The organism is Pseudomonas sp. PSE14, from assembly GCF_029203285.1.
Classification (GTDB): Bacteria; Pseudomonadota; Gammaproteobacteria; order Pseudomonadales; family Pseudomonadaceae; genus Pseudomonas.
The window spans coordinates 1471726-1497770 of record NZ_CP115669.1 but is presented as its reverse complement, the minus strand read 5'-3'; the positions used below and the strand labels follow the sequence as shown (position 1 = coordinate 1497770).

25 protein-coding genes and 1 pseudogene are annotated in these 26045 nt (G+C 64.9%); 6 read left to right on the top strand and 20 right to left on the bottom strand.

Annotated features, from left to right (window positions below):
- Nucleotides 1–52: 52 nt before the first annotated feature.
- Complete coding sequence (locus O6P39_RS06995) at nucleotides 53–652, top strand: short chain dehydrogenase (RefSeq protein WP_275610663.1); 600 nt, start codon at nucleotides 53–55, stop codon at nucleotides 650–652.
- A gap of 178 nt (nucleotides 653–830) precedes the next feature.
- On the opposite strand, the gene O6P39_RS06990 is transcribed toward O6P39_RS06995, so the two are convergent.
- Nucleotides 831–1229, bottom strand: coding sequence for a DUF488 domain-containing protein (locus O6P39_RS06990; protein ID WP_275610662.1), 399 nt, complete (start codon nucleotides 1227–1229; stop codon nucleotides 831–833).
- A gap of 86 nt (nucleotides 1230–1315) precedes the next feature.
- Between O6P39_RS06990 and O6P39_RS06985 the strand changes: the two genes are divergently transcribed.
- Nucleotides 1316–1984 (top strand): hypothetical protein, encoded by a 669-nt coding sequence (locus tag O6P39_RS06985; protein ID WP_275610661.1) that lies wholly within the window; start codon nucleotides 1316–1318, stop codon nucleotides 1982–1984.
- Nucleotides 1985–2146: 162 nt separating this feature from the next.
- On the opposite strand, the gene O6P39_RS06980 is transcribed toward O6P39_RS06985, so the two are convergent.
- The 10 genes from O6P39_RS06980 to O6P39_RS06935 all read right to left on the bottom strand — a co-directional run bounded on the left by O6P39_RS06980 (nucleotide 2147) and on the right by O6P39_RS06935 (nucleotide 11569).
- Complete coding sequence (locus O6P39_RS06980; RefSeq protein ID WP_275610660.1) at nucleotides 2147–2836, bottom strand: aspartate/glutamate racemase family protein; 690 nt, start codon at nucleotides 2834–2836, stop codon at nucleotides 2147–2149.
- A 4-nt stretch (nucleotides 2837–2840) separates the two neighbouring features.
- Entirely contained in the window at nucleotides 2841–3941 is a 1101-nt protein-coding gene (locus tag O6P39_RS06975) for a PLP-dependent cysteine synthase family protein (protein ID WP_275610659.1), read from the bottom strand.
- A gap of 27 nt (nucleotides 3942–3968) precedes the next feature.
- Nucleotides 3969–4874, bottom strand: a complete 906-nt coding sequence (locus O6P39_RS06970) for a DMT family transporter (RefSeq protein ID WP_275610658.1) — start codon at nucleotides 4872–4874, stop codon at nucleotides 3969–3971.
- A gap of 249 nt (nucleotides 4875–5123) precedes the next feature.
- The gene (locus tag O6P39_RS06965) at nucleotides 5124–5459 is read right to left on the bottom strand and encodes a Na+/H+ antiporter subunit G (protein WP_275610657.1); all 336 of its coding nucleotides are present in this window, start codon (nucleotides 5457–5459) and stop codon (nucleotides 5124–5126) included.
- On the bottom strand, nucleotides 5456–5725 hold the full coding sequence (locus O6P39_RS06960) for a K+/H+ antiporter subunit F (RefSeq protein ID WP_275610656.1): 270 nt from the start codon (nucleotides 5723–5725) through the stop codon (nucleotides 5456–5458). The genes O6P39_RS06965 and O6P39_RS06960 overlap by 4 nt, the downstream gene beginning before the upstream one ends.
- Nucleotides 5710–6210, bottom strand: a complete 501-nt coding sequence (locus O6P39_RS06955) for a Na+/H+ antiporter subunit E (RefSeq protein ID WP_275610655.1) — start codon at nucleotides 6208–6210, stop codon at nucleotides 5710–5712. The genes O6P39_RS06960 and O6P39_RS06955 overlap by 16 nt, the downstream gene beginning before the upstream one ends.
- Nucleotides 6207–7712, bottom strand: a complete 1506-nt coding sequence (locus O6P39_RS06950; protein WP_275610654.1) for a monovalent cation/H+ antiporter subunit D — start codon at nucleotides 7710–7712, stop codon at nucleotides 6207–6209. Before O6P39_RS06950 ends, O6P39_RS06955 begins: the two co-directional genes overlap by 4 nt.
- Complete coding sequence (locus O6P39_RS06945) at nucleotides 7709–8050, bottom strand: Na+/H+ antiporter subunit C (RefSeq protein WP_275610653.1); 342 nt, start codon at nucleotides 8048–8050, stop codon at nucleotides 7709–7711. The genes O6P39_RS06950 and O6P39_RS06945 overlap by 4 nt, the downstream gene beginning before the upstream one ends.
- Entirely contained in the window at nucleotides 8050–10851 is a 2802-nt protein-coding gene (locus O6P39_RS06940) for a monovalent cation/H+ antiporter subunit A (RefSeq protein ID WP_275610652.1), read from the bottom strand. The genes O6P39_RS06945 and O6P39_RS06940 overlap by 1 nt, the downstream gene beginning before the upstream one ends.
- Before the next feature lie 253 nt (nucleotides 10852–11104).
- Complete coding sequence (locus O6P39_RS06935; RefSeq protein WP_207885162.1) at nucleotides 11105–11569, bottom strand: glycine zipper 2TM domain-containing protein; 465 nt, start codon at nucleotides 11567–11569, stop codon at nucleotides 11105–11107.
- A 194-nt stretch (nucleotides 11570–11763) separates the two neighbouring features.
- On the opposite strand from O6P39_RS06935, the gene O6P39_RS06930 reads away from it, so the two are divergent.
- Nucleotides 11764–12000, top strand: coding sequence for a hypothetical protein (locus tag O6P39_RS06930; RefSeq protein ID WP_275610651.1), 237 nt, complete (start codon nucleotides 11764–11766; stop codon nucleotides 11998–12000).
- Here O6P39_RS06930 and O6P39_RS06925 read toward each other — a convergent pair.
- From O6P39_RS06925 to dinG, 6 genes and pseudogenes are all read right to left on the bottom strand, one after another.
- Nucleotides 11985–13124 carry a glycerate kinase gene (locus tag O6P39_RS06925; RefSeq protein WP_275610650.1) on the bottom strand — a complete coding sequence of 380 codons (1140 nt, stop codon included), beginning with the start codon at nucleotides 13122–13124 and terminating at the stop codon, nucleotides 11985–11987. The two genes, O6P39_RS06930 and O6P39_RS06925, sit on opposite strands and share 16 nt — an antisense overlap.
- 164 nt (nucleotides 13125–13288) lie before the next feature.
- Entirely contained in the window at nucleotides 13289–13936 is a 648-nt protein-coding gene (gene pdxH / locus O6P39_RS06920; RefSeq protein ID WP_275610649.1) for a pyridoxamine 5'-phosphate oxidase, read from the bottom strand.
- A 110-nt stretch (nucleotides 13937–14046) separates the two neighbouring features.
- Nucleotides 14047–14823, bottom strand: coding sequence for an OmpA family protein (locus O6P39_RS06915; RefSeq protein WP_275610648.1), 777 nt, complete (start codon nucleotides 14821–14823; stop codon nucleotides 14047–14049).
- 228 nt (nucleotides 14824–15051) lie between these two features.
- Nucleotides 15052–16197, bottom strand: coding sequence for a serine hydrolase domain-containing protein (locus O6P39_RS06910; RefSeq protein WP_275610647.1), 1146 nt, complete (start codon nucleotides 16195–16197; stop codon nucleotides 15052–15054).
- A 112-nt stretch (nucleotides 16198–16309) separates the two neighbouring features.
- The gene (locus O6P39_RS06905) at nucleotides 16310–18586 is read right to left on the bottom strand and encodes a beta-galactosidase (protein ID WP_275610646.1); all 2277 of its coding nucleotides are present in this window, start codon (nucleotides 18584–18586) and stop codon (nucleotides 16310–16312) included.
- Nucleotides 18587–18668: 82 nt separating this feature from the next.
- Nucleotides 18669–20812: pseudogene (gene dinG, locus O6P39_RS06900) on the bottom strand (ATP-dependent DNA helicase DinG).
- A 122-nt stretch (nucleotides 20813–20934) separates the two neighbouring features.
- On the opposite strand from dinG, the gene O6P39_RS06895 reads away from it, so the two are divergent.
- Nucleotides 20935–21399 (top strand): CopD family protein, encoded by a 465-nt coding sequence (locus tag O6P39_RS06895; protein ID WP_275610645.1) that lies wholly within the window; start codon nucleotides 20935–20937, stop codon nucleotides 21397–21399.
- A 51-nt stretch (nucleotides 21400–21450) separates the two neighbouring features.
- On the opposite strand, the gene O6P39_RS06890 is transcribed toward O6P39_RS06895, so the two are convergent.
- The 3 genes from O6P39_RS06890 to O6P39_RS06880 all read right to left on the bottom strand — a co-directional run bounded on the left by O6P39_RS06890 (nucleotide 21451) and on the right by O6P39_RS06880 (nucleotide 23249).
- Nucleotides 21451–22215 (bottom strand): collagen-like protein, encoded by a 765-nt coding sequence (locus tag O6P39_RS06890; protein ID WP_275610644.1) that lies wholly within the window; start codon nucleotides 22213–22215, stop codon nucleotides 21451–21453.
- Entirely contained in the window at nucleotides 22208–22495 is a 288-nt protein-coding gene (locus tag O6P39_RS06885) for a DUF1145 domain-containing protein (protein WP_275610643.1), read from the bottom strand. Before O6P39_RS06885 ends, O6P39_RS06890 begins: the two co-directional genes overlap by 8 nt.
- A 121-nt stretch (nucleotides 22496–22616) precedes the next feature.
- Nucleotides 22617–23249, bottom strand: coding sequence for an OmpA family protein (locus O6P39_RS06880; protein ID WP_275610642.1), 633 nt, complete (start codon nucleotides 23247–23249; stop codon nucleotides 22617–22619).
- Between the two features lie 141 nt (nucleotides 23250–23390).
- Here O6P39_RS06880 and O6P39_RS06875 point away from each other — a divergent pair, with 141 nt between their 5' ends.
- Together O6P39_RS06875 and O6P39_RS06870 are read left to right on the top strand one after the other, a co-directional pair.
- On the top strand, nucleotides 23391–23879 hold the full coding sequence (locus O6P39_RS06875; protein ID WP_275610641.1) for a DUF6231 family protein: 489 nt from the start codon (nucleotides 23391–23393) through the stop codon (nucleotides 23877–23879).
- Nucleotides 23880–24499: 620 nt separating this feature from the next.
- Complete coding sequence (locus tag O6P39_RS06870) at nucleotides 24500–25996, top strand: amino acid permease (protein WP_275610640.1); 1497 nt, start codon at nucleotides 24500–24502, stop codon at nucleotides 25994–25996.
- The last annotated feature ends 49 nt before the right edge of the window (nucleotides 25997–26045 follow it).

Sequence of the window (26045 nt, the reverse complement as noted above, 5' to 3'; positions counted from 1 at the left end):
TCACTCTAGACTGAATTCACTTTCAGCCAAACCACCTCAGTGGAGAGCCTTCATGAAAATCATCCTGATCGGTGCCAGCGGTACTCTCGGCCAAGCCGTCGCCAACGAACTGGGCCCGCGCCATGAAATCATTCGCGTCGGCCGCAATAGCGGCGATTTCCGCGTGGACATCACCGACAGCGCCTCGATCCGCGCCCTGTTCGAGAAGACCGGCGGCTTCGACGCGCTGGTCAGCGCCGCCGGCAAGGTGCACTTCGGCAAACTCTCGGAGATGGGCGAGGCGGAAATGGAGATCGGCCTGAAGGACAAGCTGATGGGCCAGGTGAACCTGGTGCTGATCGGCAGCCAGTACGCCAACGACGGCGCGTCCTTCACCCTCACCACCGGCATCCTCAGCGAGCAGCCCATCGTGCTGGGCAGCTCGGCCAGCCTGGTCAATGGCGCGGTGGAAGGCTTCGTGCGCAGCGCCGCCCTGGAGCTGCCGCGCGGCCAGCGGATCAACGCGGTAAGCCCGAATGTGCTGGTGGAGTCGATGGAGGGCTACGCGCCGTTCTTCCGCGGCTTCAAGCCGGTGCCTGCAGCCGACGCTGCCCTGGGCTTCGCCCGCAGCGTGGAAGGCGCGCAGACCGGGCAGGTGTACAAGATCTGGTGAGCCAGGGGCGCAATTGCGTCCGATGACGTAGGGCGTACAACCGTTCGCGGTTGTACGCCGATAAACCTGAAATCGGCATCAGCCGTTGGCCCTGGTTCGCGAGCAAGCTCGCTCCTACAGGTGCCGGCGTGTAGTGCGGTGCTTTTCGTAGGAGCGAGCTTGCTCGCGAACAAACCCCCTACTCGGTTTTCCCGGCATAGCAGACGGGCGAACTCCCATCCCCTTGCTTCTCCAGCTCATCCTCGAGGAAATCCGCCAGCACCTGCGCGTTGTTGTGCGTCTCGTCCTTGGCCGCATAGAGCAGCGTCAGCGTGCCCTTGCCCGCCAGGTCGAGCAGCCCCATCCAGTGTTCCGGATGAGCATTCAGTTCGCGGTGGTAGGCCTTGCGGAATTCCTCGAACAGACTCGGATCGTGATGGAAGCGCTGGCGCAGTTCGTTGGACGGCGAGGCGTCCTTGGCCCACTGCTCCATGTGCAGGTCTTCCTTGCGAATCCCGCGTGGCCACAGGCGGTCCACCAGCACCCGGTAACCATCATCCTGCGTCGCCGGCTCGTAAGCACGCTTGCAACGAATCATCCGATTTCCTCCCCGAGCCTGGCATTGCCCTTGAGATAGCCGGCTTCGCTGGGTAACGTGGGCCCACTTTCGAGGGAGCCCGTTCCATGCGATCCAGCCGTTTCATTCTGTTCAGCCTGCTACCCCTGTTCGCCGCCTGCCAGGTGTGGACGCCGAACAAGACCGATCTTAACGCCTCCACCCGCCTGCAAGGCGAACTCAGCCAGCAGGACGGCAAGCTTACGTTCCGTGGTTGCACCGAGCAGCGCCGCTTCAGTGTCGAGGATAGCGCCAATACCGGCCTACCCCGCGACGCCCGCAGCCTGTTCGAGGATGGCGCCAGCAAGCTGTTCGTCGACCTGCGCGGCAACTTCAGCGGCAGCACCGCCGCCGGCACCGACGGCAAGCTGGAAGTGACCAAGGTCCTGCGCCTGCAGAACGAAGGCCCCGGCTGTGACGATCCGAACTTCAAGCGCAGCATCGTCCGCGCCCACGGCAACGAGCCGGGCTGGAGCGTGCTGGTCAACAACCAGGGGCTGCTGCTCGAACGGCCCGGCAAGGAGTCGCTGGTGGTGCCCTACATCGCCGAGGGCCTGCCCAATGGCAGCACCAGCTATTCCAGTGAAGCCAATGGCGAGAAGCTGGAACTCTGGGTCGCCCCGGCACGCTGCCAGGACGGCATGAGCGGCGCACTGACCAACCTGTCCGCCGAGCTGCGGGTGGACAGCCAGGTCATGCACGGCTGTGCCTATCCGGGCGGCGCCAGCAACGACTGAGCCGGCGCGGCAGGGCAACGTCCGCTCCCGCCGGGCGCTTCGGGCGTTCATTAAACGTAGGAGCGGACTCCGTCCGCGATAGCCCCCAATCGCGCCGGATGCCATCGCGGACGAAGTCCGCTCCTACGCAACCTGCAGCCTCAGATCATCGGTTTTTCCGATTCAGAGCGCCCGTTCGGCCGCCCGCCGCGCGTGGATGGCCGTGGTGTCGAACAGCGGCACTGATGCATCCTGCGGACCGACCAGCAGGGAAATCTCGGTGCAACCGAGGATCACCGCCTGCGCGCCGCGCTCCACCAGCGAAGCGATGATGCGCCGGTAAGCATCGCGCGACTCGTCAAGAATCCGCCCCAGGCACAGTTCCTCGTAGATGATCCGGTGCACCACCTGGCGCTCGTCGTCTGAAGGCGTGAGCACCTGCAGGTCGAACCTCTCCTGCAGGCGGTCCTTGTAGAACGCCTGCTCCATGGTGAAGCGCGTGCCCAGCAAACCGACCTTCGTCACCCCCGCCTCGCGAATCGCCTCGGCGGTCGGGTCGGCGATGTGCAGCAGCGGGATGTCCACCGCCGCCTCGATGGCCGGCGCCACCTTGTGCATGGTGTTGGTGCAGAGCACCAGGAAGTCCGCGCCGGCCGCCCGCAGCGAACGCGCGGCATCCGCCAGGAGCGCCCCGGCGGCGTCCCAGTCACCGGCGTGCTGCAGGCGCTCGATCTCGTGGAAGTCCACGCTGTACAGCACGATCTTCGCCGAGTGCAGGCCGCCCAGGCGCTCCTTGATGGTCTGGTTGATCTGCCGGTAGTAGGGAATGGTGGACTCCCAGCTCATGCCGCCGATCAGGCCGATGGTCTTCATGGGCTCACTCCAGCCCGCACTGCGGAACGCTGCCCGGCAGCGCCGCACCGTGCTCGACGCACTGGCGCAGGCCTTCGATCAACGGGTCGAGGTCGAAGCCCTGGGACAGCAACCACAGCGCGTTGTAGTAGGTGGTCTCGTAACGCTCGCCGCTGTCGCAGAGGATCGCGACGATCGAGCCACTCTCGCCGCGCTCCACCATCTGCCGCGCCACCAGCAGCGCACCGATCAGGTTGGTGCCGCTGGAGCCGCCGACATGCCGCCCGAGGCGCTGGGCCAGGTAATGCATGGCCGCCAGCGACAACTCATCCGGTACCTGGCAACAGGCATCGATCACCGCGGGCAGGAAGGACGCCTCGACGCGCGGCCGGCCAATACCCTCGATGCGCGAGCCGTAGCTCAAGGTCAGGTCGCGATCGCCGGTGCGGTAGGACTCGAAGAACACCGAGCGCTCGGCATCGGCGCAGAGCACGCGGGTCTCGTGGCGACGGTAGCGGGCGAAGCGGCCGAGGGTGGCGAGGGTGCCGCCGGTGCCCGGGCTGGACACCAGCCAGGACGGCTCGGGGAAGCGCTCGTGACGCATCTGCTGGAAGATCGATTCGGCGATGTTGTTGTTCGCCCGCCAGTCGGTGGCGCGCTCGGCATAGGTGAACTGGTCCATGAAGTGCCCGCCGGTTTCCTTCGCCAGGCGCTCGGACTCGGCGTAGATCTGCGTCGGGTCTTCCACCAGGTGGGCCTGGCCGCCATAGAAAGCGATCTGCGCGATCTTTTCCTTGGAGGTGCTGGAGGGCACCACGGCAATGAACGGCAGTCCGAGCAGTCTCGCGAAATAGGCTTCGGAGATCGCCGTGGAGCCGCTGGACGCCTCGATCACCGGCGCGCCGGGACGCAGCCAACCGTTGCACAGCGCGTAGAGGAACAGCGAACGCGCCAGTCGGTGCTTGAGGCTGCCGGTGGGATGACTGGACTCGTCCTTGAAATACAGGTCGACGCCCGGCAGGCCGGGCATCTCCAGGGGAATCAGGTGGGTATCGGCGCTGCGCTGGAAATCCGCCTCGATGATGCGGATCGCCTCGCGGGTCCAGTTACGGTCTTGGGCGGACATGCTGTTTCCTCGTCGAATGGCAGAAGGTCAGTCCAGCACACCGGCGGGCGGCGTGGGCGGCGCACTGCGCCACTGGCTGAAGGCAACTCCGATGAACACCAATCCGGCAGCCAGTGCCTGCTGGCCGCTGAGCACCTCGCCCAGGAACAGGGCGGCGAAGATCAGGGTGAACACCGGGATCAGATTGATGAAGCCGGTCGCCTGGCTCGCCGGCAGCCGGCTGACGCCGAAGTTGTACAGGCCGTAGGCGCCGACGGTGACCACGCTGCCCAGGTAGATCAGCGCGAACCAGCCGGTCGGGCCGGGCGCCGGCGGCAGGCCTGAAGTCGCCAGCGCCAGCGGCAGGAAGAACAGCGAACCGATGAGGGCTTGCATGGCAGTCAGGATGAAGGGCGAGTAGCGCGCCGACAGGTGCTTGAGCAGCAAGGTGTAGCCGGTGGCGCAGAGCATCGCCAGCAGTTCGTAGAAGTTGCCCAGCAGCGGATTCGGCGCGTGGCCGTTCGCTTCGCTGGCCAGGGTCAGCCAGAGCGCGCCAAGCACCGCCAGGGCGAACCCCAGCCAGGTGTTGCGGGCGATCTTCTCGTGCAGCAGGAAGAACGCCCCCACCGCGACCAGCAATGGCAATAGCGCCGTGATCATGCCGGCCTGGGCGGCGCTGGTGTGCTGCAGCGCCAGGGACTCGAAGATGAAATACAGGCAAGGCTCGCAGGCGGCGAGCCCGAGCAGCCACTTCCAGTCACCGGCGCGGTAGTCGATGCGTCCGCGCCAACGCCAGGCGGCGAGGAAGATCAGGCTGCCCAGCGCCATACGGGCGAAGATCACCCACATCGCCGGCAATTCCTGGAAGGCGAATTTCAGCGCGATGAAGGAACTGCCCCAGAGCGCCATGGCCAACACCAGGCACGCGAGGGCGAACGGCCGGGATTGCTGCACGGGACGCTCCAGTCAAAAGATCCCCGGAGTATAGGAGGCGCCCGGTATGTGCCGACAGGTACAGAATCGTGGGGAAACTGTATGGGCGATCACTGACGTATCGATCGGACCGTAGGGCGTACAACCGTTCGCGGTTGTGCGCCGTTTCACCTTCCTCCGCCTAGCGCTCCAAGGCCGAGCCCTGAGTCGCCGGCAAATACGGTTAAACGGCCTATAACGTCGAACGTTATACGCCCGACGTCTGCCTGTTCACTCCCAAGGCTTGCCCTTGGTCCCCCGCTCCACCGGCGTGCGCTGCTGCATCGCCGCCTTGGCCAGCAGGTGGGCGCTGATCGGCGCGGTGATGAACAGGAACACGGTGATCAGCAGTTCATGCAGGCTGACGCCCTCGCCACGGGTGCTGAAATACAGCATCGAGGCCAGGATCACCCCGCCGACGCCCAGGGTCGAAGCCTTGGTCGGCGCATGCAGGCGGGTATAGAAATCCGGCAGCCGGTACAGGCCGATGGCGCCGAGCAGGGCGAACAGGCTGCCGGCCAGCAGCAGCAGGCAGACCAGCGCCTCGATCACGACGTCTGCGCTCATTCGATGATGTCTCCGCGCAACAGGAACTTGGACAGGGCCACGGTGCTGACGAAGCCCATCACCGCGATCAACAGCGCCGCCTCGAAGTACAGGCCAGTGCCCTTCCAGATGCCGAACAGCACGATCAGCGCGATGGCCTCGATCGACAGCGTATCCAGCGCCAGGATGCGGTCCGCCGTACCCGGCCCGCGGATCAGCCGCGCCACCGTGAGCAGCAGTGCAAGGCCAAGGATCGCCAGGCACAGGGGAATCACGTAGCCGAGCATTCGAACACCTCCTTGAGCGGCGCTTCGTAGCGGGCCTTGATATCCGCCGCCAGGGCCTGCGGGTCCGGTACGTCGAGGCCGTGAACCAGCAGCATGCGGCGGTCGTCGCTGAGATCGGCGGACACTGTGCCCGGCGTCAGGGTGATCACGCTGGCAAGGATGGTGATGGCCAGGTCGTCGGTCAGCTCCAGCGGAATCTCCACGAAGCCAGGCTGCAGCCTGGCCTTCGGCCCCAGCACCAGCCTGGCCACCTGCAGGTTGGCCACGACTATGTCGTACAGCACCAGCGCGATGAAACGCAGCAGCAGGCCCGGCCGGCGGACGCGCGGGGTGGACAGCAGCAGGTCGCGGCACAACAGCGGCAGCACCAGGGCGAGGAACGCACCGAGCAACCAGTGGCCGAGGGAGAAATCGTTGACCATCAGCAGCCAGGTGAACAGCAGGATGGCGCTGAGCAACGGGTGCGGGAGGATGCGGCGGATCATGCGCCACCTCCCAGCAGGATCGCCTGGCGATACAGGTCGACGTCCAGCAGTTGCGCGGCGGTCGCCTGGGCATAGGCCAGCAGCGGCCGCGCGGCAACCACCATCAGCGGCGCACTGGCCAGCAGGCCGAAGGTCGCCAGCAGCTTCACCGGCTCACGCTCGGCGCTGCCCAGCACGGTGCGGCCGGTGCGCCAGAACAACGTGCTGCCGGCGCGGCTCAAGGCGACGATAGTGACCAGACCGCTGACCAGCACCACGCCCCACAGGGCGATGGCTTCGCTGCCGCCGCTCACCGAGCGCAGCAACATCAGCTTGCCGAGGAACCCCGACAGCGGCGGCAAACCGGCCACGGCGATGGCGCCGAAGAAGAAGGCGCCGCCCAGCAGATGAGGTTGCAACAGCGCCGGGCCCTGCACCAGGCGCCCCGCCTTGTCGCCGCGCTGGCGGGCGATCAGGTCGGCGAGCAGGAACAACCCGCCGGCCACCCAGATGCTGTGCAGCAGGTAATACATCGCAGCGGACAGCGCCTCCGGCGTACCCAGCGCAATCGCCGCCAGCAGCGTACCGGCGGACACCACCACCAGGTACGACAGCAGCCCTTGCAGCGTGGTCGCCGCCAACGCGCCCAGTGCACCAGCGGCGATACCGGCCAGCGCCAGCGACCAGAGCCAGGCCTGGGCCAGGTTCGCCAGCTCGCCGGCCTGCTCGCCAAAGATCAGCGTGTAGACCCGCAGGATCGAGTAGATGCCGACCTTGGTCATGATCGAGAACAGCGCCGCCACCGGGGCGGTCGCCTCCGCGTAAGCGCGAGGCAGCCAGAAGTACAGCGGCAGCAGCGCCGCCTTGAGGCCGAACACCACCAGCAGCAACAGCGCGGCGGCGCGCACCAGCGGCGCCTGTTCGGCACTGAGCTGGGCGACCCGCTCGGCCATGTGCGCCATGTTCAGGGTGCCGGTGATGCCGTAGAGCACTCCCACCGCGATCAGGAAGAACGCCGAACCGACGAGGTTGAGCACCACGTAATGCACGCCCGCACGCACCCGCCCTACCCCGCCGCCGTGCAGCAGCAATGCGTAGGACGCGATCAGCAGGATCTCGAAGAACACGAAGAGGTTGAACAGGTCACCGGTGAGGAAGGCCCCGTTCAGACCGAGCAACTGGAACTGGAACAGCGCATGGAAGCGCTTGCCGCGCCGGTCGTCGCCGCACAGGGCATAAATCAGCGACAGGCTGGCGAGCAGCGCGGTGGCGGCAAGCATCAGCGCACTGAGGCGGTCCAGCACCAGAATGATGCCAAACGGCGGTTGCCAGTTGCCCAGTGCGTAGAACTGCACCACACCACTGTCGGCCTGTTGCAGCAGCACGGCGGACAACGGCACGAGGGCCAGGGTGGCGAGCAGCGACAGGCCACGTTGCAAGCGCTCGCCCATGGCGCTGGTGAGCAGCAACAGGCAGCCGGCGAACAGCGGCAGCAGGACGGGCAGGATCAGCCAGTGGTTCATCGGCCCTGCTCTCCTTCGTGGCCGTTGCCGCCGTCGACGTGATCGCCGCCAGTCTCGGCCAGCCCACGCAGGGCCAGGACAATGACGAACGCCGTCATGGCGAAGCCGATGACGATGGCGGTCAGCACCAGCGCTTGGGGGATCGGGTCGCCGGCGTTGGCAACCTTGCCGATCACCGCCGGGTCGCCGGCCAGCCGGCCCATGGCGAAGAGGAACAGGTTGACCGCGTAGGACAACAGGGTGAGCCCCAGCACCACCGGGAAGGTCCGCGCACGCAGCAGCAGGTACACGCCGCTGGCGGTCAGCAGGCCGAGGGTGACGGCGAACAGCGCTTCCATCAATGCGCCTCCTTGGACAGCGTCGGAACATCCGGCGGCGCGGTGACCGAACCGAGTCCCGAAAGGATCAGCAGGGTCGCGCCGACCACGGTGAAGTACACGCCAAGGTCGAAGAGCATGGCGGTGGCCAGTTCGATCTCACCCACCAGCGGGATGTTGAAATGGCCGAAGGACGAGGTCAGGAACGGGAAGCCGAAGAGCCAGCTGCCCAGTCCGGTGAGCCCGGCGATCAGCACACCGAGCCCGGCCAGGCGCCCATAGTCCAGCGGCAGGCGCGTGCTCACCCAGCGGCTGCCGCAGGCGATGTACTGCAGGATCAGTGCGACCGAGGTGATCAACCCGGCGATGAAGCCGCCGCCCGGCAGGTTGTGCCCGCGCAGGAAGATGAACACCGAAACCAGCAGTGCCAGCGGCAGCATCAATCGGGACAGCACGCCGAGGATCGGCGGGAAGCGGTCTGCCGCCCAGGCGCGACCCTCGTCGTCGCGCTCGGCGCGCAGCAGGCGCAGGCCGTCGAGCAGCGCGAAGATGCCGACGGCGGCGATGGCCAGCACGGTGATCTCGCCGAGGGTATCGAAGCCCCGGAAATCGACCAGGATCACGTTCACCACGTTGTGCCCGCCACCGCCGGACACACTGTTTTCCAGGTAGTAGCCGGCAATGCTGTCGTACGGACGGGTCAGCACGGCGTAGGCCAGCAACGTCACCATCACGCCGGCGCCGATCGCTACCACGAAGTCGCGCAGCCGGCGCAGGCTGCTGGACGACGCAGGCGTGCGCGCCGGCAGGTAGTACAGCGCCAGCATCAGCAGGACCATGGTCACCACTTCGACCGACAGCTGGGTCAGCGCCAGGTCGGGTGCTGCGAAGCGGGCGAAGGCCAGCGCCACCAGCAGACCGGCGATGCTGAGGATGATCAGCGCAGTCAGGCGCTGGCGGTGGAACCATACGGTCAGCGGCCCGCACAGGGCGAGCAGGATCAACCCGAGCGCCGTGATGCCATCCAGCGGCGTCTGCGCCCGCGTGCCTTCGATACTCGGCAACGGTGCGAGGCCGGCGAACACCACGATCACGGCGGCCAGCAACAACAGCATGGCGTAGCGTTGCAGCGAACCATTTTCGAGGAACGCGGTAATCCGAACGGCAACGCGCACCAGTCGCTGTACCTGCTGCTCGAACACCAGCTTGGCGTCCATCGCCGGCAGCCCGGCGTACCAGTCGAACAGCGGCTTGCGCAGCACGTAGAGCAGCACGCCGCCGGCGGTGGCGACGAAGCTCATCGCCAGCGGCGCATTGAAGCCGTGCCAGATCGCCAGGCTGTACTCGGGCAGCGCGCCGTTCAGGCTCGACGCGGCGGCGCCGGCCAGCAGCGGGCCGACGATCAGCGACGGCATCACACCCACCAGCAGGCAGATCAGCACCAGGATTTCCACCGGCACCTTCATGTAGCGCGGCGGCTCATGTGGATGCGGGTTGGGCAGGTTGATCGGCTCGCCGTTGAAGAACACGTCGTGGATGAAGCGCACCGAGTAGCTCACCGAGAACAGCGCGCCGACGGTCGCCAGGGTCGGGATCAGCCAGTTGAAGCTGCCCATCATGTTCTGCGCCAGGGTCTCGCCGAAGAACATTTCCTTGCTGAGGAACCCGTTGAGCAGCGGCACGCCGGCCATCGATGCCGAGGCCACCATCGCCAGCACCGCGGTGTGCGGCATGTACTTCCACATGCCGTTGATGCGGCGCATGTCGCGGCTGCCGGTCTCGTGGTCGATGATGCCGGCGGCCATGAACAGCGAGGCCTTGAAGGTGGCGTGGTTGATGATGTGGAAGATCGCCGCGACGTTGGCAAGCGGCGAGTCCAGGCCGAACAGCAGGGTGATCAGGCCCAGGTGGCTGATGGTGGAGTAGGCCAGCAGACCCTTGAGGTCGTTCTGGAACAGCGCCATGAAGGCGCCCATCAGCAGGGTCGCAAGACCGGTGAGACTGACCAGGTAGAACCACAGGTCATTGCCCGACAGCAGCGGATACAGGCGCGCCAGCAGGAACACGCCGGCCTTCACCATGGTTGCCGAATGCAGGTAGGCGGAGACCGGCGTCGGCGCGGCCATCGCGTGGGGTAGCCAGAAATGGAAGGGGAACTGCGCGGACTTGGTGAACACGCCCAGCAGCACCAGGCACAGCGCCAGCGGGAACAGCGGGCTGGCCTGCAGCACGTCGCGCGCCCCCAGCACAGTGCTCAGCTCGAAGCTGCCGACCACATGGCCGATCAGCAGGATGCCGGCGAGCAGCGCCAGACCGCCGCCGCCGGTAACCGCCAACGACATGCGCGCGCCCTTGCGCGCATCCGAGCGATGGCCCCAGAAGCCGATCAGCAGGAACGACGACAGGCTGGTCAGTTCCCAGAACATCAGCATCAGCAGCAGGTTTTCGCTGAGCACCACGCCGAGCATGGCGCCCATGAACAGCAGCAGGAAGGCGAAGAAGCGCCCGGCGGGCTCTTTCTCCGACAGGTAATAACGGGCGTAGAGGATGACCAGCAGGCCGATGCCGAGAATCAGCAGGGCAAAGAGGAAGCCCAGGCCATCCAGGCGCAAGCTGAGATTCAGGCCGAGTTCCGGCAGCCACTGCGTGCTGAAGACCCGGGCTTCGCCGCTCAGCACTTCGCGCTGGCTCAGCAGCAGAATCAAGCCCGTCAGCGGCACCAAGCCAGTGGCGGCAGCACAGGCGCTACGGCCGAAGCGTTCGCTCAGGAGGGGCAACATTACCCCGAAGAAAGGCAGCGCAATGATCAGCGCCAGCATCATGACCCACTCCTATCCACCGCCGGGCGGCCCCCATACAAACGCCCTCGCGCCAAGTGCGCCGGCGTGCGAAGGCCACGATTATCCATATCTATCGATGACGTGTCATGGATTGAAATATTACTAAAATTCAGGCCGCCCGCGCAGCTAGCGAGCCGTGCGGAGGAAATCCGTCCCCCGAAAACAATAGCGCGCGACAACCACAATGGCTGTCGCGCGCTGAAAGCCGGCTACCTCATGGGCAGCCGCGGAGAGCTTAGTGGGAAACGCGGCTGGTGCCGTTGACGGTCAGGATGCGTACACGCTCACCGACGCGGAACACGGCGCCCTCATCAACTTCCTGGACGTAGGCGCGGGTGCTGCCGTCGTCTTCACGAACGGTGATTTCCACACCCTGGGTACGGGTCAGGCCTTCCTCGGTGGCCGCACCGAGCAGGCCGCCAGCCACGGCGCCGATGATGGCGGTGACGTAGCTACCCTTGCCACCACCGATGGAGCTGCCACCGATACCACCAACGGCGGCGCCGGCAACCGAGCCGATCGGGGTCTTGGTGCCCTCGATCTTCACCGGACGCAGGGCCTGGATGGTACCCATGCGAACGTTCTGCACGGTACGTGCCTCTTCGCGGGTGTAAGTGTCGCCAGTCAGGCTGGACTGGCAGCCGCCGAGGGTCAGGGCCAGTGCAGCGAACGTCACAGCGAACAGGGCAGATTTACGCATGTATGAAACCTCCGGATAGGGCTACGAATATTAGACTCCGACGACAGCCCTGCTGTCACGCCAGGCCTTGCAACAAACTCATTCGGTTCAGCTTTTGTACAGTCTTAGCCAACAAAAGCGAAAATGCCTGTCTCAGCTCAGCTTTATGTGGGTTGGCGGATCGGCTAGGGTAGGCGCCCGCACGAGGAGCGCCCATGGACTACTTCATCATCGTCGTCACCACCGCTGCCGGCCTGTACTTCCACTGGTGGATCTACTGGCGCATCCGCCGCTGGATGGACCGCGACCTGGCCTTGTCGCTGGCTGGCGACGATCCGGCCAAGCGCAGCTACCTGCTGAAACGCCTGGAAGAAGCCAAGCGCCAGCGCATCAAGCGCCGCGACCTGCCACAGTGGCTGCAGCAAGCCGCCGACGATTACCGCGCCGCCTGAGCCAGCGTCCAGAATCGCGCCAATGCCTCGGCGCGACTCTCCAGCTCAACTGCGGCCTGCGCACAGGCCTGTGCGAGACTCATCGGCCCCGGTACCAGGCTGAAGGCTGCCTCGATCCCCTCCTCGCGCAACCCGCCCAATCCCTCGCCCAGGCTGCCGGCCAGCGCAATCACCGGCACCCCGGCGCGACGGGCCAGGCGTGCCACGCCCACCGGCGTCTTGCCGTGAAGGCTCTGGCCATCCAGACGACCTTCCCCGGTGATCACCAGCGCGGCGCCTTGCAGGGCCTGCTCCAGCCCGGACAACTCGGCAACCAGTTCGATGCCAGGACGGAACCGTGCCTTGAGGAAGGCCCGGCTGGCAAAGCCCAGCCCCCCTGCTGCCCCGACGCCGGGGAACAGGCTGTGATCCTCGCCCAGGGTTCGCGCGGCGACCTCGGCGAAATGCCGCAGCGCCGCATCCAACTGCTCCACCTGCGCGGGACTTGCGCCCTTCTGCGGACCGAATACCGCTGATGCGCCATGAGGCCCGCAAAGGGGATTGTTCACGTCGGCGGCGACTTCGACTTCCACCTGTTGCAATCGCGGATCGAGGCCGGACAGGTCGATCGCCATCAGCGTGCCCAGCGCCGCGCCGCCGGCGCCGAGATCGGCGCCCTGGGCATCCAGGAAGCGTGCGCCCAGCGCTTGCAACAAACCGAGCCCGGCATCATTGGTGGCGCTGCCGCCCAGGCCGAGAATGATCTTCCGCGCACCGGCCTCAAGCGCCTCGCGCACCAGCTCGCCGGTGCCGCGACTGGTGGTGCGGGTTGCATCGCGCTTGCGCTGCGGCACCCAGTGCAAACCACTGGCAGCGGCCATTTCGATCACCGCGGTGCCATCCTCCAGCCATCCCCAGTGTGCCGTTACCGGCTGACCGAGCGGACCGCAGACCCGGCACTCGCGCCGCTCGCCCGGCTTGGCGGCAAGCACGGCGTCCACCGTGCCCTCCCCGCCATCCGCCATCGGTCGCAGCAGCACCTCGTCGGTTGGACGTGCACGCTGCCAGCCACGGGCGATGGCCTGCGCGACCTCGGGGGCGGAAAGACTTTCCTTGAAGGAGTCCGGAGCGATGACGACTTTCATGGGGGCGGGACCGTTGTGCGGAAGGATGAAGGCATCCTACACCGCACGAAAGACGACTGGCCTGTAGGAGCGAGCTTGCTCGCGAACAGCCCCACAGCGAGCTGCTTCGCGAGCAAGCTCGCTCCTACGAAAAACGCATCGTCGTAACGGTCAAGCGTGGCAAGTCAGGGAGCGAGGCGCTCACGTACCCAGGCACCGTTCTCGACGCGGAAGTTGAGGCGGTCGTGCAGGCGACTCGGCCGCCCCTGCCAGAACTCGATACGGCTCGGCAGCAGACGGTAGCCACCCCAGAACTCCGGGCAGGTCGGCGCGGAATCGGCGAAGCGCCTTTCGGTTTCCGCAAGCAACTGCTCCAGCTCGCCGCGCCCATCGATCACCCGGCTCTGCGGCGAAGCCCAGGCGCCAAGGCGACTACCCAGCGGGCGCACCCGGTAATAGGCAGCGGACTCTTCGTTGGACACCTTCTCGACCTGTCCCTCGATGCGCACCTGGCGCTCCAGGGCCGGCCAGAAGAAGGTCATGGCCGCACGCGGGTTCTCACCCAGTTGCTGCCCCTTGGCGCTTTCATAGTTGCTGAAGAAGGTGAAGCCGCGCTCATCCAGGCCCTTGAGCAGGAGCACCCGGCAATGTGGCTGGCCCTGGGCATCCACGGTGGCGAGCATCATCGCATTGGGTTCGACCGGCAGTTGCTCGGTCTTCACGGCCTCCTCGAACCACTGGTGGAAGAGACTGAAAGGCTCATCAGGAGCCTGGGATTCATTCAGTCCGTCACGGGTGTATTCGCGGCGCATATCGGCCAGGGTCTGAGCCATCGGAAGTCTCCTTCAGAACGAAGGCCCTAAGCTTATCCAGAGTTGCGCCTTCGCGCTTGATCCACGACAAGCGACATTCCGCCCGGAATGCCGCTTTCGCGCGGTAGGGATCAGTTCTTCTGCGCCAACGCCAGCAGGCTGGTGCGCTGGGTCAGCAGCACCTCGACACGACGATTCTGCGCGCGCCCCTCGGCGCTGCCGTTATCGGCACGCGGCAGGCTGGAACCGACGCCCTTCAGGCGCAGGCGGTCGGCGCCCAGGCCGCTCAGGCGGAAGATCGATGACACCGCTTGGGCGCGCTGCAGGCTGACCTTGTCGTTGAGCGCCTTGTCGCCCGAGCTGTCGCTGTGGCCCAGTACCAGCACGCCGCTTTCCGGGTCGTTCTGCAGCATCTTCGCCACGTTGCCCAGCGGGCCGAGGGTGATCGGCAGCAGCAGCTCAGGACGCTTGGGGTTGAACGAGCTGTCCACCGGTGCGATCAGCACCAACGCATTCTCGCGCCGCTCGACGGTGAACTTGCTGCCAGCCACGGCGGTACGCAGAGCCTGCTCATGCTGGTCCAGCCATTCCTTGCTGACCTGCTGGTCCTGCACCTTCGCGCCGGTGTCGCCAGCGGTCTGGCCAGCCTCAGCGCCGAACGGCCACCACCAGTGGCCGCCGGGCTGCTGCTTGTTGCCAACGGCGGCAACCTTCGGCGCCTCGACGGGCTTTTTCTCTACCGCCGGAGCTACGGCAGTCGCCTCGCTCTCGGCGCCGAAAGGCCACCAGTAATGGCTGCTACCTGCAGTGGGCGCGGCGGCGGTGCTGTCCTTGTCCTTGGACTGGAACTGACTGCAAGCCGAGAGGCCGATGCAGAGGGCGAGCATGGAGATCTTCAGCACTTTCATGGGGCGGTACCATCAGTCGGGACACGAAGCGAGGCCTGGGCGCGACAGGCAAAAAGTGGCGCCCTGACTTCAACCATCAGCTTAGGAGTTGATCATAACTTACTCAGTTGGAACGAGATTTTAAGCTCCAACTGACGAGCGGTGCATGTCCACGCTAATGAGATGACCGTCACGTTTGCGGACGACCCTTCGAAGGCGCAACGGGAGGAAGGTTCCTCCCGTCCGTCGCTACAGGCATTCGCCGACGATGCGCGCCAGGCGCTGTGCGCGCGGATCCATCAGCACATAGGGGCCGAGGGTGTTGGTGACGAAGCCAAAGGCCAGTTCGCGCTCGGGGTCGGCGAATCCGATGGAGCCGCCGGCCCCCGGATGACCGAAGGCGCGTGCACCCAGGCCGTAGGTGGCGTTGGCCACGTCCGGCTGGTCAAGCATGGTGCCCAGGCCGAAGCGAGTGCAAGTCAACAAGGTTCGATCTTCACCCTCCGCGTGTTCGCGGGTGAGCTCAGCCAGCAGCGTCTCGTCCAGCAGCTTGCCCTGCAGCAGTCCGCTGTAGAAACCGGCCAGCGAGCGCGCGTTGCCATGGCCATTCGCCGCCGGCTGCTGCATGCGTCGCCACTCGGGCTTGTTGGTGCTGGTCAGCACCGACGGCGGATTGGTGAAGGCGCGAGTGGAGAGCGCCGTCGGCTCGGTCATCATGGTCTTGAGCAGGCGCTGGGCGGCGGCATCGCCCAGGTTGCCCTTGCCACGGGCGATGTGCGCCACTCGGTGGAATTCGGCGTCATCCAGGCCGATATGGAAATCGAGACCGAGCGGTTCGGCCGTGCGCGCGACGATGGCGGTTCCCGGCTCGCGACCATCGACGCGGCGGATCACCTCCCCCACCAGCCAGCCGTAGGTGATCGGGGCGTAGCCGTGCTCGGCGCCCGGCGTCCACCAGGGTGTTTCGGCCGCCAGCGCGGCGGTCATGGTCGACCAGTCGTAGAGCGCTTCCGGCGCCAGTTGCTCGCGGATCGCCGGCAGGCCGGCACGGTGGCAGAGCAGTTGGCGCACGGTGATGGCCTGCTTGCCAGCCTGGGCAAACTCCGGCCAGTAGCGCGCCACCGGGGCGTCGAGTTCCAGCTTGCCCTCCCCCACCAGTTGCAAGGCGGCAACGGCCGCAAAGGTCTTGGTGCAGGAGAACAGGTTGAGCAGGGTATCGGCCTGCCAGTCCTGGCCAGGCTCCTTGCCCGCGCTGCCGGCCCACAGATCGACCAGCGTCTCGCCGCCAACCTGGATGCACAGCGCCGCACCGCGCTCCTGAGGGTCTTCGAACAGGGCGCTGAAGGCATCGGCAACAGGGGTGAAGCGGTGGTCGCAATGGCCGTGCAGGGTCATCGGAATCTCCAGTGGGCGGGACGAAAACGAAGGGGCGGAGGCACCATTCTTCCAGTGCCCTCCGCCCCTGTGAACCCCGCTAAAGGCGGGTATTGGCCTTACGAATGCCGAGTCATTGGCTGTCGGCCTGCTCCTCGTCGGCGCCGCTGTCGTTCACCGGTGTGGGCTTGGGTTCCGGCGCGGCCTTCGCCGCCGCGCGGGCCTGCTCGTCGATGGCCTTGAGCGCCTGCTGGTTGGCCTTGCGCACGGCGTCGACGAAGCCGGTGAAGGGCAGATCGGTGATGCCGACCAGGCCGATGTGGCCATTCTCGCCGTCGAGCAGGCGGCCGGTCACCGGCTGGTCGAGGTACTGGAACCAGTGCGCGCCGACCACGTTCGGGGCCTTCACCGCCTCGGCGAGGAAGCGCTGGTAGGCTTCGCCGCGTTGCTGCTCGTTGTACACCTCAGCCACCCCGCCCCAGAACGGCCCGCGATCACGGGAGCCGAAGTGGAACTCGGTGATCAGCACCGGCTTGTCCAGGCTGTTCAGGTAGGCGGCGTCGTACCCCTGGTGCGGCAGCGGCACATAGAGGTTGAAGCTGAGCAAGTCGCAGTACTGCGCGCAGGACGCCAGCGCCTCCGGTGTGCTGACGGCGAAGCGCGGGCCGAGCAGCAGGTGGTTCGGCGCGTGCCACTTCAGCGCGTCCTTGAGGGTCTTGAAGTACTGGTCGGCATACAGGCGCAGGAAGGCGCTGTAGTCCTGGGCGATGGCCAGGTGCGCGGCGCTCGGCTGCGGCGCCTGGTAGCCGGGCGCGTCGAGGTCCTCCCAGGCGGCGATGGGAACGCCCCAGGCTTCGGCAAGCGCCTCGTGATCCTTGTACTTGTCCTTCAGCTGCTTGATGAAGGCGCGCTTGGCCGGGCTGTCGGTGGACAGCTTCAGCGCGCCGAAGGCCAGCGCGTAGTGCGACTGCTCATCGTCGCCGCGTCCGGCCCAGGCCAGTTCGTTGTCGGCGTAGTAGCCGAGCAGCCAGGCGTCCTCGCGATGGTCGCGGGCGGCGATGGCGATGGCGCGCTCGGCGGCCATGGCGAAACGCGGGTCGAAGGGGTCGGGCATGGCGCCCCACCAGTCGTAGCCGGTGCTGACGGTGGCGTAGTCTCCGCTGATCGACAGCGGCACGCTGTACGGCAGGCGCGGCTCCTCCGCGAAGGCCGGATCGCTCCAGTCGCCCAGGGAGTTGAAGCCCCAGGCGCCGAGGCGCTGCAAGGTGCGTTCGCGCCAGGCGGCGGCTGCGGCATCGCCGGTCAGGCCACCGTCGGCGCGGAAGCGGTTGGCGGCATAGAAGTCATACCAGCGGCCATTGCCGAAGGCGCGCCCCTGCTGGGCGCCGACACCGTTGCGGTCATCGCTCTGGCCGTAGAAGGCCGCCAGCGGGTCGCCCTCCTTGGGCAGGCTGGCGAACATGTATTCGCGGCCTTCGACGTAGGTCTGGCTGCTGTCGGCATTCACCGCGTTGACGCCCAGGGACCAGAAGGAATGCCCCTCGGGCGTGACCAGCCACCAGCGGCCGTTGCGCTTCTCGGTGCGGAAGAACCCGGTGCCTTCGAAGGCCGGGCCGTCCAGCAGGCCGCCAAAGGCATCGCGTCCCGCCGCCGGCTGCTGCTTCTTCAGTTGCTCGCCTTCGGCCTTCCAGGCGCTGGCGAGCTGTTCGACGCTTTTCACCTTCTCCGGCCAGTCGCCACGGCTGGCCTGGCCGAAGCCATCGACGATGCCGGTATAGGCCTTGCGCCACTGGTCACCGTCGGCGTTGGTGCCGAAGCGGCCCAGCAGGATGTCCTGTGCCGCCTTGGGCGAATTCAGGTACAGCTTTACGGCGCCGACCTGGCTGCGGTTCAGTTCACCGGTCACCTTGCTGGCCAGCAGCAGGCGCTGGCCGTCCTGGGTGACGGGCATGGGCACACCGGCGCGCATGCCGAAGTCTTCCGGCGCGGTGGCCCGCAGCGGGATCAGCAGGGTCTGCGCGGGGCCGGGCGGCAGCGCGATGCTGGCGTGCAGACCCGGTGCGCCGGCGACACCTTCGATCGCCACTTCCAGGGTGATGGCCCAGCCCATCGCGTTCTGGATGCGCAGGCTCACGCTGTCGGCCTGGGACCAGTCCCAGCTGCCGCTGGACGGCGCCAGGCTCAGGGTCGGCTGTGGCGCCGGGTTGAAATTCACCCGGCGCAGGATCTCGCCCTCGGGCGTGGCTTCAGCCGTGGCGCTGGGCAGGTCGGCGTTCTGCGTGGTGACCGTGACCACGGCCATGGGTTTTACGAAGTTGAACAGGGTTTCATTGCCGCCGGCCGCCCAGGCCGGGGCACTGGCAATCGCCAGACTGAGCAGCAGTGGCAGGTGCCAACGCATCGAGGTCATCTTTACTTGTCCTTGAAACTCGCCCGCCGGACGGCGGGCGCTCGTTTGACAGCAAGTGCGGGATTACGCTCCCGCACACGACTCAGGCGATTTCGCGGCGGAACGGGGGCAGCGCATTAAGGATGGCCTTGCCGTAGCGTTGCGTCACCACGCGGCGGTCGAGCAGCGTGATGGTGCCGCGATCCTGCTCGGTACGCAGCAGGCGGCCGCAGGCCTGGACCAGGCGCAGCGAAGCGTCGGGCACGGCGATTTCCATGAAGGGATTACCGCCACGCGCCTCGATCCATTCCGACAACGCCGCTTCCACTGGGTCGTCCGGCACGGCGAAGGGAATCTGGCGATCACCACGTGTTCACAGTAGGCGCCCGGCAAATCCACGCCCTCGGCGAAGCTGGCCAAGCCGAACAGTACGCTCGGCTCGCCGTCGTCGACGCGGGATCGGTGTTTGTTCAGGGTCTCCTGCTTGGACAGGTTGCCCTGGATCAGCACGCGCTTGCGCCAGTCACGCTCGAGACCGTCGAAGACTTCCTGCATCTGCTTGCGCGAGGCGAAAAGGATCAGCGACCCGCGCGAGCCTTCGACCATCGCCGGCAACTCGCGGATGATCGCGGCGGTATGGGCGGCAGCGTCGCGCGGGTCGGCCTTGAGGTCGGGTACCCGCAGCACGCCGGCATCAGCGTGGTGGAACGGGCTCGGCACCACCGCGGTGACCGCCGAGCGCGGCAGGCCGGCGCGCATGCGGTAGCGGTCGAAGGTGCCCAGCGCGGTCAGGGTCGCCGAAGTCACCAGCACGCCGTAGGCGACGTTCCACAGGTTGCGGCGCAAGGTCTCGGCGGCAAGGATCGGGCTGGCGTTGGCCTCGATGTCATAGAAGGTGCCGCTCTCGGCCAGGGTCAGCCAGCGCGCCATGGGCGGGCTGTCTTCCGGGTCCTCGCAGGTGAAGGCGGTCCACAGCTCCCAGTTGCCCTGGGCGCGGGACAGCAGGCTGCCGAACAGCGGGTACCACTCTTCGGCCTGGTAGCTGGCGATGCCAATGCTGCCCTCCCCGTCCATTGCCTCCTTGAGCAATTCGGTGAGGCGGGTGAAAAGGTCGGTGAGCTTGGAGAAGCCCTTCTTCAGTTCGATGCCCATCTCGCGGATGTGCTCGGGGATCACCCCACCCTCGAAGCGATGGCGCGGCCGCTCGCGGCCTTCCATGTCCTCGCCGGCGCGGAAATCGCCGATCTCCTCGCAGGCGGTGAACATGAACTGCTGGTGCGTCCGCAGTTCGCGGGCCAGCTCCGGCACCTGCTCGATCAGGCGGCCGAGGTCGCCCGGCAGCGGGTTCTGCGCCAACAGCTTGGTGAGGTTCTTGTCCACCTGGGCCAGCCAGTCGGCGGTGGCGCGCAGGCGGGTGAAGTGGGCGAAGTGGCCGATGGCCTTGTCTGGCAGGTGATGGCCTTCGTCGAACACGTAGAGGGTGTCGCGCGGGTCCGGCAGGATCGCCCCACCGCCCAGGGCCAGGTCCGCCAGCACCAGGTCATGGTTGGTGACGATCACGTCGACCTTGGTCATGCCTTCGCGCGCCTTGTAGAAGGCGCACTGCTGGAAGTTCGGGCAATGACGGTTGGTGCACTGGCTGTGGTCGGTAGTGACCTGCGACCAGTGCGCGTCCTCGATGGCCTCGGGCCAGGAGTCGCGGTCGCCATCCCAGCGGTTGCCGGCCAGGCGCTCGATCATCTGGTTGAACAGCTTGCTCGACGTCTCGTCCACGTCGAGACGGAAGCCTTCCTCCTCGAACAGCTGGGCGGTGGCGCTCTGCGCCTGGCCTTCCTGCAGCAAATGGTCGAGCTTGGACAGGCACATGTAGCGCCCGCGCCCCTTGGCCAGGGCGAAGCTGAAGGAAAGACCGCTGTTGCGCAGCAGGTCGGGCAGGTCCTTGTGGACGATCTGCTCCTGCAGGGCGACGGTGGCGGTGGCGACGACCAGGCGCTTGCCGGCGGCCTTGGCGCAGGCGATGGCGGCCAGGCTGTAGGCGACGGTCTTGCCGGTGCCGGTGCCGGCTTCCACGGCGACCACGGCGGCGTCGCCCAGGCGATGGCCTTCCTCGTCGCTGGAGATGGTGCCGAGGACCTTGGCCACTTCGGCGATCATCAGGCGCTGGCCGTAGCGCGGCTTGAGTTCCTTGGCCTCGAGGAAGCGCGAGTAGGCGCCCTGGATCGTGGCCTTGAGTTCGGTGCTGAGCATGGACTTCCCGGGCCCCGGCGGCGCCTTTGTGGACACATCCGGATGCTGGATAAATTTTCAGTGGTTCGAATCGGCGGCTATGATAGCGCGACTGACCACAACCGCCAGCGGAGATCGTCCGAATGACACCCTTTGCCCCCGTCTATGCCCTGCACGTCCTGGCCGCCCTGGTCTGGGTCGGCGGCATGTTCTTCGCCTGGATGGTGCTGCGCCCGGCCGCCGTCGCCGCGCTGGAGCCGCCGGCAAGGCTGAAGCTGTGGCTCGAGGTATTCCCGCGCTTCTTCCGCTGGGTGTGGGCCGCGGTGTTCCTGCTGCCGGTGACAGGCGTGGGCATGCTGCACCTGAGCTTCAACGGCATGGCCGGCGCGCCGCGCTATGTGCAGGTGATGATGGGACTGTATGTCGCGATGCTCGCACTGTTCCTGCGCATCCAGGCCTTGCAGTTGCCGGAGCTGCGCCGCGCGGTGGAAGCCCAGGACTGGCCAGCCGGCGGTGCCGCTCTGGGCAAGATCCGCAAGACCGTGGGCCTCAACCTGCTGATCGGCATGGCGCTGGTGGCGTTCGTCGCCGCGCGCCCGCACTGGTAAATAAAAAGGCCCGCCCGGTTGCCGGGCGGGCCTTTACTCAAGAACGACGGATCAGAAACGCTGTACTTCCAGGCGACCTTCGCGCCCCGCCTGCCCCTCTGCCCCAGCCTTGCCATCCGAGCCTGGTCCCTCGCCGGAAACCGAATAGAACCAGCAACCCTTCTCGCTACTGCGCGGACCTGCCTTGCCAGGTTTGCCACCCGCCCCGCCCGCGCCACCTTCCAGGCGCACTTTCACCCGCGTGACGTCGAACTGCTCCGGCACTTCCAGGCGCACCACGCCGCCGGCCGCACCGGAACGGCCATTGGCGCCATTCTGGCCGTCACCGGCAGGCCGGCCGCTGCCCCACAGGCAACCGGAGGTCTGTGCACTGCCGCCGTCCAGGCCGTCATAACCCGGCGCGCCGACGCCGCCGCGAACATCGATCAGCAGGTTTTCCACCTGCACATTCTGCAGACGCAGCACCAGGTTACGGCCGCCGCTGGCCGGCTTCTCGAAGCTGCCCGAGCTACCCTGTGCGGCGATCACACTGCCATCGGCCAGGTTGCCGTGCTGTACCTCGATCTGCAGCGTATCGCCGCCGGGGAACACCCCCAGGCGCGCATTCTTCGCCAGGTCCAGCTCGCCGATCTTCAGCACCTTCACCTGCGATGGGATCAGCAGCGCGCCTTCCGCGCCGACGCTGATGCGATCCAGGCTCAGGCTGTCGCCCTTCACCGGCAGACGCAGCACGGTGTTGGCCTGGACCGAGACGTTTCCGGCAGCCGAGCACACCAGCGGCGCGAACAGCGCCAGGCCCAGCAACGACTTACGCATGAGTATCTCCTTCTACTTTCGCGGATGCCGGCTGCGGCAAAGTGGCGAAGTGGAATACGCCGAACAGCAGTATCTGCAGACGATCCATCCCCGGATGCGGACGGCCGCGCAGGCGATTGCGCAGCGCCATGACCTCGATGATGTGGATCAGCAGAATCAGCGCGCCGGCCACATTGAGCAGCGAGCTGAAGGGATGTGCGAAGGGCTGGATCAGATTGGCCAGCACCGCCAGCCAGAACAACAGGGCAATCAGCTTGCCCAGGCCCAACAACGCTTTCATGAAATGCCCCCATTTTTTCCTTGCCGGGGAACATACTCCGCTGCCGGGGTCGATGCCAGTGGCAGGCCACTATGACAAAGGGGGCCAAATGGCCCCCTTTGAGTACTTCATCACGCCTGGATCATTGACGGGTGATCTTGATCTCTACACGGCGGTTCTCGGCACGGCCTTCCTTGGTCTTGTTGTCAGCGACCGGCTGGCTCTCGCCATAGCCTTCGACCGACTTGATGCTGCTGGCCGGAACGCCTGCATCCACCAGATAGTTGGCTACCGCGTGGGCGCGGCGCTCAGACAGTTTCTGGTTGTACGCATCGCTGCCGACGCTGTCGGTGTGACCTGCGATGTTCAGCTCGGTGGTGGCCGCTTCGCCCTTCAGGCGGGAAGCGATTTCGTTGAGCTTGTCCTTGTCCTGCGCATCGACTTTCGACGAGTCGAAGGCGAAGTGCAGATCGCGCACGACAATGGTCTCTTCCTTGGGCAACGGAGCCGGAGCGGGCTCAGGAGCCGGAGCGGGCGGCGGAACCTCCGCCACTTGTTCCTCTGCACCATGCACCCAGCAATAGGAAGCCCCCAGCACACCACCGATCAGGGCGCCCCAACCAGCCCAGGTGCTGCTTTCAATGGAACCCAGGCCAGCACCGCCGACACCGCCAACCACGGCGCACGTAGGCCAATCGGACTTCTGCAATCCTGCGCAACCGGTAAGCAACGTGCTGACCAGCAGCAGGGGTAAGGCGGTCCTTGTGATACTCATAAATTCAACTCTCCTCTAATGATCGGGTCTTGACCGACACTTACGGAGTAAAGACGGCACTCGCAGAATGCGCCAGCACTAGGCCACGGGGGTGTCACACGCTAGTCTTCGTCCATTCATCATCGCCTTCGACGAAACCACATGATCTCATCACGCACGCCGCAACAAGCCCTTGCCGCCCTGCTCGACCGCTACGCACCGCAGCGTCTTCTGCTGGTGGGCGCCAGCCAGATCCCGGCGGTGGACGCCTTCTGCGCGGCGCATCCGGATTGCGAACTGTTTCACGCCCCCGCCGGCACGCTGCCGGCGGACATCGCCGCGCAGCGTTATGACCTGGCACTGCTCGCCGACTGCCTGGAGCATCTGCCACGGCGCGAGGCGCAGCAGTTGGTGGGGGGCATCCGCAACCTCAACAGCAGCAAGGTCGCCGTGCTGGTCGACCTCGACGCCGCGCAGGCACAGGACACCGACTTCTATGCGCTGGCCATGCAGGCCAGCGAACGCTTCCAGCGCGACTCGCAGGTGCTCACCCTGTTCACCTACGATCTGCACGAATACAAGCAGGTCCCGGACTGGCTCAATGCCAAGTTCTGGGCCAACCCGGAAAACTTCGGCAAGTACTGGTGGTAAACCCATGAACATCAAGGGCTTACCTCATCATGACCGACCTCAACGCCATGCCCGGGCAGGGCCAAGGGTCACCAGCCTGTAACCAACACTGTCACCAGCCCCGGCAAAGACTGTCGGTTTGGCACTACCGCCGCTCAGGAATCTACTACCTCAGGGCCCGCCCTCGGGCTGCTCCTCGCGCAGCTTCACGCTCTCCCTCCGCTCCACCAATAGGCCGACCGCAATGCCGTTCTCCAAGGTCATCTTCGGAGTAACGCTGACTGCTCATGGCACCTCGTGATGGGCCTTATCGTGGGGCCTGGATATGGCTACGCGACCAGGGAAACCTTGTCATTATGATCAACGCTATCATCAAAATGACGAAAATCGCGTCAAAACGCTGCATATTGCGTCTTCTTTATGAACCCTACCAATTTTAGAATTCATTAGGTGAGCCTGATTTGATGGTGTACTGCATGCCAGCGGTAGCCTAAATAGCTCATTGCCTTACATGCACCCGCCGCCTTCCCGGCACAGGCGGAATTATAATAAATCCAAAAATGAAGTTTAATAATGACCACACCAAAGTTAAGTATTAAACCAAAACCCGATCCTGACTACCTGAAGCAGGAGACGGGAAAATGAGCACACCAGAAAACACCCTGAAACGAACACTATCAACACGCCACCTAAACATGATCGCCATAGGTGGCTCAATTGGCACTGGGCTATTTGTAGCAACAGGCGCTTCCATTGCCAGTTCGGGTCCCGGGGGAACACTCCTAGCGTACGCACTGATCGGGGTAATGGTTTACTTCCTGATGACCAGTCTTGGCGAAATGGCCGCGTACATGCCTGTCGCCGGCTCATTTAGCACTTACGGAAGCAAATTTGTTGAGAGCGGCTTCGGATTTGCACTAGGCTGGAACTATTGGTTTAACTGGGCCGTGACTATCGCCGCCGAACTTGTAGCCGCCCAGCTAGTTATGGAGTTCTGGTTCCCCGACACTCCAGGAATTTATTGGAGCGGCGCTTTCCTGGCAATAATATTCTTGCTAAATTTCGTCTCAGTACGTTGCTTTGGTGAAAGCGAGTTCTGGTTCGCATTGATTAAAGTCTTAGTGGTAATTGTATTCATCATCATAGGATTAGCCACTATTTTTGGATTGATGCACGGAATAGAATCACCCGGATTTAAAAACTTCACAACTGGCGACGCACCGTTCGCAGGCGGATTCCAAGCCTTGGTTGGAGTTGTAATGATTGCCGGCTTCTCGTTTCAAGGCACGGAAATCGTAGGCGTTGCGGCAGCAGAATCCAAAAATCCCAGTAAAAACGTACCTATTGCTGTCCGCCAAGTATTCTGGCGCATCACGTTATTCTATATTCTTGCAATCTTTGTGATTGGAGCAATGATTCCATACACTGACCCAAGTCTATTACGCAACGAAACAACGGACATTAGCGTCTCCCCATTCACATTGCTTTTCGAACGTGCCGGTTTTGCATCAGCGGCTGCGCTGATGAACGCCGTCATCCTAACCGCCATTCTCTCGGCAGGTAACTCGGGGATGTATGCATCCACCCGCATGCTCCATAGTCTTGCCGAGCAGGGTAAAGCGCCTAAGATTTTCTCTAAAATCTCGCGCAACGGGGTGCCGCGCAATGCACTTTATGCAACCACATTGATCGGCGCACTGTGCTTCCTGACTTCCGTATTTGGCGACAAATTCATATATAACGCACTACTCAACACTTCGGGCATGTGCGGATTCATTGCATGGTTGGGGATTGCCGTCTCTCATTATCGCTTTCGAAAAGGATTCCTTGCTCAAGGAGGACGCTTAGAAGAACTACCTTACCGAGCCACCCTCTTCCCATTTGGCCCGCTGTTTGCCTTTAGCCTCTGCATGATAATTGTTCTTGGCCAAAATTATAGCGCATTCATCGGCGAGCATATCGACTGGAGTGGTCTCGTAGCAACCTATGTTAGCCTCCCACTATTCCTTGCAGTCTGGATTGGTTATCGAATCAAGCACGGCACTCGACTGGTAAGTTATAATGAAATGGATATAGAGGGGAATCGGATAGACGAACCCCTCCCCTTACAAGCACATCTACAGCTAAGCCATCGCTAGATTGCCAAGCGCCAATACTGACGAAAACCTGGGCGCTGTGTCACCTGAT